Annotated in this window: 15 protein-coding genes and 1 pseudogene; 15 read left to right on the top strand and 1 reads right to left on the bottom strand. The window is 46.1% G+C overall.

Annotated elements, in window-relative coordinates; genetic code table 11:
• The first annotated feature begins 24 nt into the window (after positions 1-24).
• Positions 25-741, top strand: a complete 717-nt coding sequence (locus EFBL_RS18010) for an SDR family oxidoreductase (RefSeq protein ID WP_096183750.1) — start codon at positions 25-27, stop codon at positions 739-741.
• Entirely contained in the window at positions 728-880 is a 153-nt protein-coding gene (locus tag EFBL_RS20760) for a hypothetical protein (protein ID WP_165912486.1), read from the top strand. Before EFBL_RS18010 ends, EFBL_RS20760 begins: the two co-directional genes overlap by 14 nt.
• A 105-nt stretch (positions 881-985) precedes the next feature.
• Here EFBL_RS20760 and EFBL_RS21720 read toward each other — a convergent pair whose 3' ends face one another.
• On the bottom strand, positions 986-1,132 hold the full coding sequence (locus EFBL_RS21720) for an SDR family oxidoreductase (RefSeq protein WP_096184179.1): 147 nt from the start codon (positions 1,130-1,132) through the stop codon (positions 986-988).
• 45 nt (positions 1,133-1,177) lie between these two features.
• On the opposite strand from EFBL_RS21720, the pseudogene EFBL_RS18020 reads away from it, so the two are divergent.
• The 13 genes and pseudogenes from EFBL_RS18020 to EFBL_RS20765 all read left to right on the top strand — a co-directional run.
• Positions 1,178-1,828: pseudogene (locus tag EFBL_RS18020) on the top strand (MBL fold metallo-hydrolase); the annotation flags it as partial.
• A gap of 1 nt (position 1,829) precedes the next feature.
• Positions 1,830-2,201: a TetR-like C-terminal domain-containing protein gene (locus EFBL_RS18025; RefSeq protein WP_096183754.1), complete on the top strand. Its 372-nt coding sequence runs from the start codon at positions 1,830-1,832 to the stop codon at positions 2,199-2,201.
• The gene (locus EFBL_RS18030) at positions 2,198-2,569 is read left to right on the top strand and encodes a YrdB family protein (protein WP_231705876.1); all 372 of its coding nucleotides are present in this window, start codon (positions 2,198-2,200) and stop codon (positions 2,567-2,569) included. The genes EFBL_RS18025 and EFBL_RS18030 overlap by 4 nt, the downstream gene beginning before the upstream one ends.
• Positions 2,570-2,857: 288 nt before the next feature.
• A complete protein-coding gene (locus tag EFBL_RS18035) occupies positions 2,858-3,076 on the top strand; it encodes a hypothetical protein (protein WP_096183756.1) in 219 nt (72 codons plus the stop codon).
• Positions 3,077-3,109: 33 nt separating this feature from the next.
• A complete protein-coding gene (locus tag EFBL_RS18040) occupies positions 3,110-4,525 on the top strand; it encodes a purine-cytosine permease family protein (protein WP_096183758.1) in 1,416 nt (471 codons plus the stop codon).
• Positions 4,518-5,153: a methyltransferase family protein gene (locus EFBL_RS18045; RefSeq protein ID WP_096183760.1), complete on the top strand. Its 636-nt coding sequence runs from the start codon at positions 4,518-4,520 to the stop codon at positions 5,151-5,153. Before EFBL_RS18040 ends, EFBL_RS18045 begins: the two co-directional genes overlap by 8 nt.
• Before the next feature lie 31 nt (positions 5,154-5,184).
• Positions 5,185-6,705 (top strand): FAD-binding oxidoreductase, encoded by a 1,521-nt coding sequence (locus tag EFBL_RS18050; protein WP_096183762.1) that lies wholly within the window; start codon positions 5,185-5,187, stop codon positions 6,703-6,705.
• Positions 6,706-7,209, top strand: coding sequence for a 4Fe-4S dicluster domain-containing protein (locus tag EFBL_RS18055; RefSeq protein ID WP_096183764.1), 504 nt, complete (start codon positions 6,706-6,708; stop codon positions 7,207-7,209). It abuts the gene before it with no gap.
• A 5-nt stretch (positions 7,210-7,214) separates the two neighbouring features.
• The gene (locus tag EFBL_RS18060; RefSeq protein WP_096183766.1) at positions 7,215-7,973 is read left to right on the top strand and encodes a (Fe-S)-binding protein; all 759 of its coding nucleotides are present in this window, start codon (positions 7,215-7,217) and stop codon (positions 7,971-7,973) included.
• A gap of 4 nt (positions 7,974-7,977) precedes the next feature.
• Positions 7,978-8,166, top strand: coding sequence for a hypothetical protein (locus EFBL_RS18065; protein WP_096183768.1), 189 nt, complete (start codon positions 7,978-7,980; stop codon positions 8,164-8,166).
• Between the two features lie 86 nt (positions 8,167-8,252).
• Positions 8,253-9,023: an electron transfer flavoprotein subunit beta/FixA family protein gene (locus EFBL_RS18070; RefSeq protein ID WP_165912485.1), complete on the top strand. Its 771-nt coding sequence runs from the start codon at positions 8,253-8,255 to the stop codon at positions 9,021-9,023.
• A gap of 1 nt (position 9,024) precedes the next feature.
• On the top strand, positions 9,025-9,990 hold the full coding sequence (locus EFBL_RS18075) for an electron transfer flavoprotein subunit alpha/FixB family protein (RefSeq protein ID WP_096183772.1): 966 nt from the start codon (positions 9,025-9,027) through the stop codon (positions 9,988-9,990).
• A 133-nt stretch (positions 9,991-10,123) separates the two neighbouring features.
• On the top strand, positions 10,124-10,978 hold an 855-nt coding region (locus tag EFBL_RS20765; protein WP_216640737.1), incomplete at its 3' end, for a hypothetical protein.

Raw genomic sequence — 10,978 nt, forward strand, 5'->3', positions numbered from 1 at the left:
TTTTTATAAAGGAGAAGATTGAGAATGAGTAAAGTGGCGGTCATTACAGGAGTCGGCAAAGGTGTCGGCCGGGCACTTGCCAAAGCGTTATATGAAGACGGGTACAATCTTGGGATGATCACCCGTTCCGAATCGGATTTGACTTCACTTGTCAATGAACTGGGAGCATCTTCTGCCCGCGTAATCTTTCGGGCAGGAGATGCTGCTGATGAACATCTGGCACAAGAGATTGTGCAGGAGGTTTTAAAACAATTCGGTCAGGTTGATGTTTTGATCAACAACGCTGGCATGGGAAAATACGGACCGCTCGACGAGTTGACGGTTGCCGATTATGATGACATGATGAACAGCAATATGCGCAGTACGTTTCTTTACACTTATTATGTCGTGCCGCATTTAAAGGAACGCCGGCAGGGGAACATCATCAATATCGCGTCCGTGGCCGGGATAAAAGGACTTCCGCAGGAGAGCATCTATTGTGCCACCAAATTTGCCCAAGTCGGATTTGGTCAGGCGCTCGACCAGGAACTGCGCCCCTTCGGGATCAAGGTGACCAATGTTTGTCCGGGTGGCATCCATACCCATTTTGCGATTGGTACTGGTCGCACTGAGGGAGATCCACGGATGAATGAGTTTCTCGATGCTGAAGATATCGTGAAGGCAGTTCGTTTTGTCCTGGATCAGAATCCAAAAAGCCGTATTATGGAGATCTTGATGCGTCCGATGTATGAAGCGCATTGATCAACTTGCGAGCGGAACCATCAAGGCTGACGAATTGATAACAAAGAAAATCGGCATGAACGAGATTATCGAAGGCGGATTTGAAACGTTAGTGAAGGAAAAGAATCATGTGATAATTTTAGTGAGTCCCAGAGAATAAGCTCATTCAAGGACGCTTGAGGATAGGAAATAGAAATGCAAAAGCCGGTACTCTTTCATTTTAGAGAACCGGCTTTCTTGTTTAGTTATCCCCGTTATATTGTCGTCATGAGAAGAGAATATCGCCGTCGATCATCACCGATTGATCAGTCATATAATCAGAGTCACTGGAAGCAAGATAGGATACAAAGTTGGCAATGTCCTCCGGGGTTTGTACCCTGCCGAGCGTGATCAGCTGGGAATATCGCTTGATCGTTTCCCCTTACGGAAGGAAAAATTTGCTTAAAAAACTAATGTGGAAGAAGACGAGTTGACTCTGGTTGATACTGCACTGCCTTACAGTTCGAAGGGAATTCTGCAGGCGGCCGGCCAGATCGGAAAACCGATTACACGGATTCTTCTGACCCATGCCCACGAGGATCATGTTGGTGGCCTTGACGCACTTAAACAGGTTCTTCCGGATGTTCCCGTCCATATTTCCAGCCCGGATGCCCGGTTGATGGCGGGAGACCGCACCTTAGACCCGAACGAACCGGATACCCCAATTCGCGGCGGAGTACGCAAAAAACTAAATACGCGGGCGGACATTTTCCTCCAAGAGGGAGATCGGATCGGTTCACTGCTTGCTGTGTCCACACCGGGACATACGCCTGGTTCGATGGCATTTCTCGACACACGCAACAACGCCTTAATCGCCGGTGACGCCTTTCAGACAAAGGGAGGTATTGCGGTAGCGGGACAACTTCGGCTGTGGTTTCCATTCCCTGCTATGGCCACATGGAATAAGCAGGCTGCGCTGGACAGTGCACGCAAACTGTGGGGGTACCGCCCTTCATTGCTGTCCGTTGGGCACGGACAAATGATGAAACAACCGGGAACTGCTATAGAGCGCGCCATTGCCGAAGCCGAACAGAATCTCGAACGTATTCAACAGCAAAGGAGCAACTGACATGTCCCCAAGAATCGGTCTTGATTTGCATACTATCTTACAAGCCGACACAGAAATTGCCGACACATATGGCCTCGATGAAGTAACATTGGCCTCATTGGCCAAAAAACTCAGGATACGTCCCCCTTCTTTATACAATCATGTGGACGGTTTGCACGGCTTGCGTAAAAACCTTGCCATCTACGGTATGGAACAGCTCCACGCTACGCGTGGTCTTCGCAGCATTCTCCACGGCTTCGCTTTGCTCGAACAGAGTGGGGGATTTGGACTTCCTCTTGATCTTGATGTGAGCCTTCGTCTGCTGATCGATACCTTTATTGCAGGAATCCACACGATGAAGCAAAATGCAAACCCCAATTCAAGATCTGAATGAAGGGGGAAGGAGGTAAACATGAATTTTTTTTGTTCGTGATTCAAACTGCCAACTTGGCTTTACGGTTTCTCTTGGAACTGTGCGCCCTAGCCGCGCTGGGTTACTGGGGTTTCCGGACCGGAAGAGGACTGATCGTGAAGATCGGATTGGGCTTCGGCGCTCCACTGTTAATTGCGGTGGTTTGGGCCACGTTCGGTGCCCCCGGTGCGTCGGTGCAGTTGTCTGCGCCGTTGCATCTGCTCCTGGAGTTGGTTGTCTTCGGGTTACCGGCTGTTGCTCTGTTCACCGCCGGGAAGCCTGGTTTAGCCTGGATCTACGGACTGGCCGTGGTGATCAACCGCACCCTGATGTACTTATGGGGGCAATGATAAAGGAGTTGCAGATTATCGCCTGACAGGTAGCCGAATGGATCGGCCGCATGTGACAATTGAAGACTGTTAGATAGGGATGGACCGATAAATATTGGTTCGTCCCTTTTTGTTACGGGATGCGACCTTGGTAAATGAAAGCAGTATTCAATCCTGAATGCGTTTATTCAAAGTTAAATACAGAATTAATAAAGAATTCATACAAATCGCGGTGTAATAACTACCAATTGAATGGCATGGAACTTGCATATTGAGAACACGTAGAAAATTACTGGAGGAGGTGGGGATATGCCTCACAACGATTATTTGTTAAGACACATCCATACACATCATGATCCGTTTGTTCGGGATTTGTTCAAGGAATTAGATCAGCGTATCACGATGATGGAAGAGGGTGACGATGGTACGTTTGTCGAGCGAATGAAACTAGCTGATGCTGTATTTCCAGTATTGGTTACTGTATTCATCATCGTAATGTTTGTCATTACAATCGCAAATCATACATGAACTGCCGAAATAGAATGATGGAGGTGACCTCTGATGAGTTCCAACACGAGGGCAATTGAGAGAGAAGTTCAGTTTGGATTCCTTCCGGCCAAGAAAACAGAAAGAGAATTTCGCTTTTGGGACTTCCTATTTATTCAAATAGGGTTTGGCATTGCAGCTTGGTGCTTTTTGGTGGGGGGTTATACCGGTCTGGTATTGAATGCACAAGATTCCATTGTCGCCATTTTATTTGGAAACGCTTTCCCGGTTTTTTTAATTATGCCAATTGCAATTTACTTTGCAAGATACGGAGTCGAAACATTTATAGGATTTCGGAGTGCACTTGGTTATCTGGGATCTGACGCTTTCTTCATATTATTCTCTATCTTGAATCTTGGTTGGATTTCAATCTCTTGTTTTATGATCGGTGAATCAGCGATAAAGATTATCGGTTTGGTCAACGGGAACGAATTTTGGACATCGCGTAACGGAGGAGCCCCTGTATTTTCATTAATTGCTTTTGCATTTTCACTCTTCATCGCTTTCAAGGGACCTAACGCGATCAAGTGGTTTACACGTATAGGTGTGCCATCAATCATGTTAATCCTTATAGGGTTGATTATTATCATTTTTATTAAAGAAGGATTTGACAAAGTCTTTCAGTTGCAGCCCAAGCAGCCCTATGACACGTTTGCTCGTACCATGGCGACCGCCATTGAATGGAACGTCGGACTCGGATTTTCTTGGCTTCCTTATCTTGGCGCGTCAAGCCGCCTTACAGTTAGCGAAAAAGTTGCCTATTCAGGAGGATTCTGGGGATTCGGTGTTCTCCTCAACGTGGCCGCCATAATGGGGGCACTTACTGCGCTGCTGGTCGGGTCAACAGATCCGACCGATTGGATGATTTCGTTCGGCGGAACCGGTTGGGGAGTATTGGGACTTCTCCTCCTTATTTTGGCAAACACAACATCTGCTGTTGTACTGATGTATTCACAAGCGCTTAGTTTTAAAACGCTGTTTCCGAGCAAAAAGTGGGGATGGGCTATCGCAACTACGATTCCTGCTGGATTTTTGATGCTTAGCCCGGATTTTTACGACGCGTACAGCAAGTTCCTTGCGTTCATCTCATTCATAATGGCCGTCTACAGCGGTATTGTGATCGCTGACTATTTCTTCGTAAAGAAACAGAAAATTAATGTTCGTGACCTATATAGGAGAGGTGGAGTTTACCAGTACTGGAAAGGATTTAATCCAGCTTCCCTTGTAAGCTTCATCGTAGCGACAGTTTTTTATTGGACTGTATACAATCCGATCAAGGACGAAGCTAGTACCCTATTCACCTATATATCTGCAGGAATTCCAACGTTCTTTGTCGCGCTTTTCGTACATTACTTAGCTGCGAAGTACATCTTTAAATTGGATCAGGACGTGGAAAGTGCTCAGCAAAGCGGGGTAACCCAGCATGGATAATTCTCTGATTCCTCAATCGGGAGTGCTTTGGGGCCGTTGGGATCTGGTGATCATCTCCATTATCGTGCATTTGGTAGTATTGTTTTTCTTTATCAGCAGCTCTTTCCTCAAGCCAAAAAAGGTGGATTTTCGAAGTAAAGGTATTCTTGTCGGTTTTGTCATCGCTTTGTATTTCGAGATGTATGGCATCCCGTTGACAATTTTTCTTTTGCAGCCACTGATGTCGGAATTTTTGATGCATTTCTACCCCGTACCGTTTGCAATTCGATTCATAGGCAGTGTCTTGATTTTCCTGGGGTTTGTGATTATCTATCTCGGATGGAAAAAAATCCACTCACGGGGGAATGAAGTGATAAAGACTGGTATCTATTCCTACGTCCGACATCCACAGTACATCGGTTTGATGCTGTTGACTCTCGGTCAGGTAGTTCAATGGCCGACAATCACCGGAATCATCTTGTGGCCCCTCTTGCTAGTGATCTATTACAAGCTGGCTTTACATGAAGAAAAAGATGTGGAAACACGTTTTGGGGAAGAGTACCAGCAATACAAAGCTGAGGTGCCTGGCTTTTTTCCGAAGCTGAATTTGGGTTTTCTTTCATGGCGCCATAAGGAAAAAACCCTATGATAAGCATTAAAAAAAGAAGGGAGAAGTTCACATGACGACCACGTCGTTACATGTCAATGAAGCTATAAAAGAACTGATTGACGCCATTGGAAAAGAAAATGTGCTTACAGAGATGCGGCACAGAGCATTGCGTAGCGCTTCAGCAGCACCATTTCCTGTTCACCAATGGAAAAAGCATCTGCCGGACGTTGTTGTATTGCCCACATCCACAGAAGATGTGATTCATATCGTTAGAATCGCCAATAAATATCATGTCCCGATTGTTCCACGTGGTGGGGGAGTCGGTCTTGCCGATGGCGCAGTTCCACTACGCCATGGAATCGTCATTGACATGAAGCGTTTGAACCAAATTATCGAGATTGATGAAGAGAACATGTGCGTAACAGTTCAACCGGGGATTAACCTGTTGGAGCTAAACCGGGTTGTGGGGGAACTTGGCTGGTGGCATCCTGACGATCCGGCAGGCTACATCGGTTCTGTAGTTGGAGGCCGTTTAGGTGCGGGAGGTTTTAGTTTGATTGGTGCCGGCTACGGTCATACTCGCGACCTTGTCATAAGTATGGAGGTTGTACTGCCTACAGGAGACGTTGTACGAGTCGGGGAGGGAGGTGGCAGAAAGGTCCGCAAATCTTCAGTAGGCTTCCGTTTGAAAGACTTGTTTATCGGACACCAAGGCACACTCGGAGTTGTAACGGAAGCCACTCTAGAGTTGTTCCCGAAACCGGAAGTAGAGTTCCCCGCTTTCTTTGCGTTCAAAACTTTCGATGATGCATACAAAACTGCTTATGAACTTGGAAAATCTGGATTGAAAACTCTAAGCGGGGTGGTCATGTTCGATGAGCGCAAAATCGACTATTTACGTCGTGATGATGAAGCATTTATTCCGCTTCCTGAATGGGTAAATTCTGTTGTGGCCACCATCTGCTACGGTACTGAGGCGGAAGTGAGCCAAGCAAGGAAGGTTATTTTCAAAATATGCGAAGGCTGCGACGGAACCTATCTCGGACGGGAAATGTCCGAGGGAGATTGGGCATCCCGCCATGATCGCTATCACATTCCGTTTCACGGGCGCCGCTCGGACGGTCAAGTAGTGCTCCTTTCATGGCACTGTGAGGACGCCGCAATCAACTACTCGGAACTGCCGATGGTCATGAAAAAGTGGCACAAAATTGTTGATAAATACATTGCCAAGTATGACGGAATGTTTGACAACTGGGGCATGTTCATGTATACCAACAACGCTTTCAAACCTTGGGGCGATTACCTCACAGAGATCGACATCGGCGTCAATGAGCTAATGATGACTGATGAGATCTGGCAAGATTGGTTGAAAATGAAACAGGAAATTGCCGAAGTCGTGATTGAGGCCGGCGGTTCCATTTCCTCCTGTCATGGCGGAACACGACCTGGTGACGAGGAAGTGGTTTGTTATCAGGAGCTGGCAGAGGGGCAGTATGAGCTGATGAAAAAAATTAAGCGTATGCTTGATCCCAACAACATTATGAATCCTGGCAAATATCTTCTTGATAACGCTTATAGGGAGGAGAACTAAATGACAACGGAACTGCTTTCCAAAAAACAACATTACATGGATTTCAGATTTAAAGAGGGCGAACCACTGAGTTTGGAAATGCAGAAGGAATGTTACGCAACCTTTTCCTGCCGACATAAGTTCTGCCGGGAAGTATGTCCGGTATATCGTGAAGAACGAAACGAAAGCCACACGTCCTATGGATTCCAGACGACACTTTTAGCCGTTTCTGAAGGTTTGGAGAACCTTGTGGACATCCTTGATGACTTTACTTACTGCCTGGAGTGTGGCGGCTGTGAGTTGCGTTGTCCAACCACATTATTTGCTGCTGATTTCTATCGATATGAAACAACTACCGTGGATTTGGTTCGCAAAGTCAGGAGAGATCTGATCAATGCCGGTCGCACGTACGATGGGTTTGATGAGGTAAAAAAATACATTGAAAGCCACATGAATCTGTATAACGGTCCTGAGGAAGAACTGACGAAGTGGGCCAAAGGACTAAATGTAACTATGGCGGGGTGAAGGTTATGACAAATCAAACAGCAGTACTGGAAGATGTGATCCTGTTTGTTGATTATTTTAGCGCTACACAAACGTCCGAGGTCCCACGATTAACCGCACAGATTCTGATTCATGCCGGTAAGAAAGTTGCCATCTTAAAAAAACCGGCGGTCACCAACGGCGAACTGTTAGAAACCGATTTGAACACCTGGATCGAACATGCAAAGGAAAATGTGAGCAAACTGCAGGCAACCGGCATTAAAAAAGTAGTGGTCGTTAACCCCCACGAATATGTCTACTTTGTCCGCGAATATCCCAAGTATCTTGGATCACTTCCGTTTGAGGTTGTTTTTGTTACCGACTATTTATGGGAGTTGGTACAGTCTGGAGAAATAAAGTTTTTAAATACTGTGAACATCAATGCTTCCTATCACGACCCGTGCTCGTTGAACAAGATGTGCAACATCAACGAATCACCAAGAAATATCATCGAGAACATTCCCGGCATCAGTTTTGTAAACGAGAGTGCAGTTACCCAGTGGAACTACTGTTGTGGAAACGGTACAGCCAGCTTCAAAAAAATTCACCCGGATATCGCCTACAAGATTGGGCAGACCCGATTACGCAGGGCAGCGGACCTGCAGACGGATACGCTTATTTTGGCTTGCCCCCATTGCAAGGATCACCTGACAGAAGCCCAGGTAAAGTCAGGTATAGATGTTGCACCAGTCCATCTGCTGGAACTGATGGCAAAAGCGATGGGGATTACCGAACAGGGAGAGTGAGCGTATGGCAGAAAAAGTATTGGTGACAAACGGACACTATGAAGTGGACCCGGAGCGCATGCAGGATTATGTTAAGCAGCAGGAGATGAACGAAGCAGAGCGGGAGAGAATCATTAAGTGCCGCTTGATGTATCTGGACTGGATGCATGACCATTTTACCCATAAGATTATGCCTCCTCCTTCGGAAGAGTAGGCAGTATTGCGCTACCGGGCGGCATGCAGATCCGTCCGGTGGTTCTTCAATCAATTTTACAGGTTAGATTTACAAGGAGGTTGTCAATGGACATTCTGGTTTGCGTGAAACACGTTGTAGATTCGACGGAAGTAAGGGTTGACAAAAAATCGGGAGAAATTGTTCTACGGGGGATTCCCACAAAGATCAATGACTATGACAAAAACGCAATAGAGGAAGCGGTCAGGATTAAGCAAACCACTGGAGGAACAGTAACACTTCTTACAGTCGGACCGAAAGAAGCATTTAAAACCGTCAAAGAAGGTTTGGCGATGGGGGCTGACAAAGCCTATCTGATCGACGAAGGCGGGGTAAACCTTGATGATCCCATACAGGTCGCAAAAGTCTTGGCAGCAGGCATTAAGAAACTGGGTAAGTTTGATCTTATCTTCTGTGGGACTGTCTCCGAAGACAGGGGGAACAGTTTGACAGGTCCAAGTTTGGCTGAATGGTTAGACATGGAGCATGTTGCTTATGTAAACAAAGTGGATGTTGAACCTGATGGTTTGACAGTTGAGCGTCGTGTCGATCAAGTGATGGAAACAATAAATTCCCAACTCCCAGTGGTACTCACGGTGGACAGGAGCATCAACACTCCTCGTCTCCCAACAGCCCTTCAAGTGATGAAAGTGCAGGCAAACCGAATCGTAAAATGGATTATTGATGATCTCGGTCTGGAAGAACCTACAGGTAATCATGTCCATTTCACCGGGTTTAAGGTTGTTCCGGCGGAGAGAAAGAGGATTGTGATCGAAGGTGATATGAAAACTGCGTCCGAACAGTTAATGAGACACCTGGTGGAGGAAGGAGTGTTGTAGGATGAACTGTTTCCGTATTCTACTGTTTTGCAGTGATCGTGCTAAACTGCCAAATTTGATGCAGGCATGCAAGAATATGGCCGACAAGGTCCACCCAGCCAGTATTATGCTGCTTGTTGCCGGTGTTGACGCAAAAGTGACAGCCTTACAATTGCTTGAGTCAGGGGTAGATGAAATCATTGCCGTAGAGATACAGGAAGAGACGGTCTTTTCGGAAACAATCAGCGCTATCCTCGAACAGGTGATTAGAAAATACAACATCCAAATCTTGTTGATGCTGCATACACCGTTTGAAACGGAAGTAGCGGCACGTGTCAGTACAAAACTGGATGCAGGCTGCATCACCAATTGCCTAAGCATTTCTGGTGATACTGATACCCTATTTGCTGAAAAAATGCTCTATGGTGGGGTAGTTACTGGCACTTATGCCATGAAATATCCGGCAGTTTGTACTTTACATGAAAATATATGCCGGGACAAATGGAGCGGAATTGTTCAGCAACAGGCGAAGGTCCTCATAGAGGATGCCGAGCCACGTACGGTACGGAAAAAAGTGGTCCAGAGACGTCCGATCGAGAAGGCGGTCGACCTCAAGAATGCCGAGAGAATCGTGGCAATTGGAAGAGGCTTAAGCAAGAAAGAAGATCTTCCACTGGTTGAAGAGTTGTCAAAGGCACTGAGTGCCCAGCTGGGCTGCTCACGTCCTCTGGTCGAAGATTACAAGTGGCTCAAACTGGAAAGACAAGTGGGGTTGACCGGTACCACCGTTGCACCCAAGTTATATTTGGCAATCGGAATTTCCGGACAAATTCAACACGTTGTTGGTATCAAGGACGCGCAAGTGGTTGTGGCAATAAACAACAACAAAAACGCTCCTATCTTTGAGGTGGCAGACTATGGAATTGTAGGAGACCTTTACGAAGCAATTCCTCACTTGAAAGAGTTGGCCCAAACGCGAACATACTAATACTAACTTATCCAATTAATAAATAAATAATGATGTGGACTAATGTGTTTTCAAGGCATGTTAGTCCCATAATTTATCTTCAACCTACCTTCTAACCTGACCAGGTAGCGAGTACAGGAGGTGTATCCGCACAATGAACAGCGAAATCATGCGGCAGTATCTGCCCTTTATGCCCGACTGGACGCCCTATCTGATGTACGGTATTTTGTTTTTGGCAGTGGCAGTCGTCTGCTGGATGGGGAAGGTTAAGCTGAACAACTACAATTTTACGCTGGGAGAATTGCTAAAAGAAACCCGAATGGCATTTAAATATCATAAGAAAGAAATCAAAGAACGGTTTCTGTCCTATATCATAGCCCAGAAAAAAGTTCGGCGGATGAAGCTGTCCGGTTTCATGCATATGTGCATCTTTTACAGTATGATTCTGTTGTTTCTTGGTACGTTTCTGGTGTTCCTGGAACAGGATATACTTAAGAATTTTGGAATTGAAAGCCTGATTAAAGGCAAGTTTTACTTGATATATGAAGTGGTGCTAGATTTATCAGGACTACTATTGATTTTCGGCCTCATGATCGCATTGTACCGCAGACTCGTGGCTAAGCCGGCTTATCTGCGTTCCAATTGGGAAAGTTACGTAATTCTTGGCAGCTTCCTGTACATTGCCCTAACCGGCTTTGTTCTGGAGGGAATTCGCCTGGCTTTACAGCCGGTTCCGTGGGGGATCTATTCGTTTGTCGGTTTTGGGCTGTCTCATCTGTTTACCCCATTATCCCAATACACACTTGGTATGACATACGTATCCATCTGGTGGTCCCATCTTGTTGCAGTCATGGCTTTGTTTGTAATCTTGCCTTTAACCGTCCTCAAACATATTGCTCTTATTCCACTCAATCTCGTATTGTTGCCTTTCGATCAAGCGAAGGCAAAGATGACAACTCCATTTAAGGTGACGGAAATGGAAGAACTGGCAGAAGACAATGAGTTGAAG

The organism is Effusibacillus lacus (assembly GCF_002335525.1).
Classification (GTDB): Bacteria; Bacillota; Bacilli; order Tumebacillales; family Effusibacillaceae; genus Effusibacillus; species Effusibacillus lacus.

Bases quoted from the DNA above. Each gene is read 5' to 3' on its own strand.
- EFBL_RS18010 (WP_096183750.1), top strand. From the start codon at position 25: ATGAGTAAAGTGGCGGTCATTACAGGAGTCGGCAAAGGTGTCGGCCGG.
- EFBL_RS18070 (WP_165912485.1), top strand. From the start codon at position 8,253: ATGGACATTCTGGTTTGCGTGAAACACGTTGTAGATTCGACGGAAGTA.
- EFBL_RS18045 (WP_096183760.1), top strand. From the start codon at position 4,518: ATGGATAATTCTCTGATTCCTCAATCGGGAGTGCTTTGGGGCCGTTGG.
- EFBL_RS18055 (WP_096183764.1), top strand. From the start codon at position 6,706: ATGACAACGGAACTGCTTTCCAAAAAACAACATTACATGGATTTCAGA.
- EFBL_RS18025 (WP_096183754.1), top strand. From the start codon at position 1,830: ATGTCCCCAAGAATCGGTCTTGATTTGCATACTATCTTACAAGCCGAC.
- EFBL_RS20760 (WP_165912486.1), top strand. From the start codon at position 728: ATGAAGCGCATTGATCAACTTGCGAGCGGAACCATCAAGGCTGACGAA.
- EFBL_RS18065 (WP_096183768.1), top strand. From the start codon at position 7,978: ATGGCAGAAAAAGTATTGGTGACAAACGGACACTATGAAGTGGACCCG.
- EFBL_RS18060 (WP_096183766.1), top strand. From the start codon at position 7,215: ATGACAAATCAAACAGCAGTACTGGAAGATGTGATCCTGTTTGTTGAT.
- EFBL_RS18075 (WP_096183772.1), top strand. From the start codon at position 9,025: ATGAACTGTTTCCGTATTCTACTGTTTTGCAGTGATCGTGCTAAACTG.
- EFBL_RS18040 (WP_096183758.1), top strand. From the start codon at position 3,110: ATGAGTTCCAACACGAGGGCAATTGAGAGAGAAGTTCAGTTTGGATTC.
- EFBL_RS18050 (WP_096183762.1), top strand. From the start codon at position 5,185: ATGACGACCACGTCGTTACATGTCAATGAAGCTATAAAAGAACTGATT.
- EFBL_RS18030 (WP_231705876.1), top strand. From the start codon at position 2,198: ATGAAGGGGGAAGGAGGTAAACATGAATTTTTTTTGTTCGTGATTCAA.
- EFBL_RS18035 (WP_096183756.1), top strand. From the start codon at position 2,858: ATGCCTCACAACGATTATTTGTTAAGACACATCCATACACATCATGAT.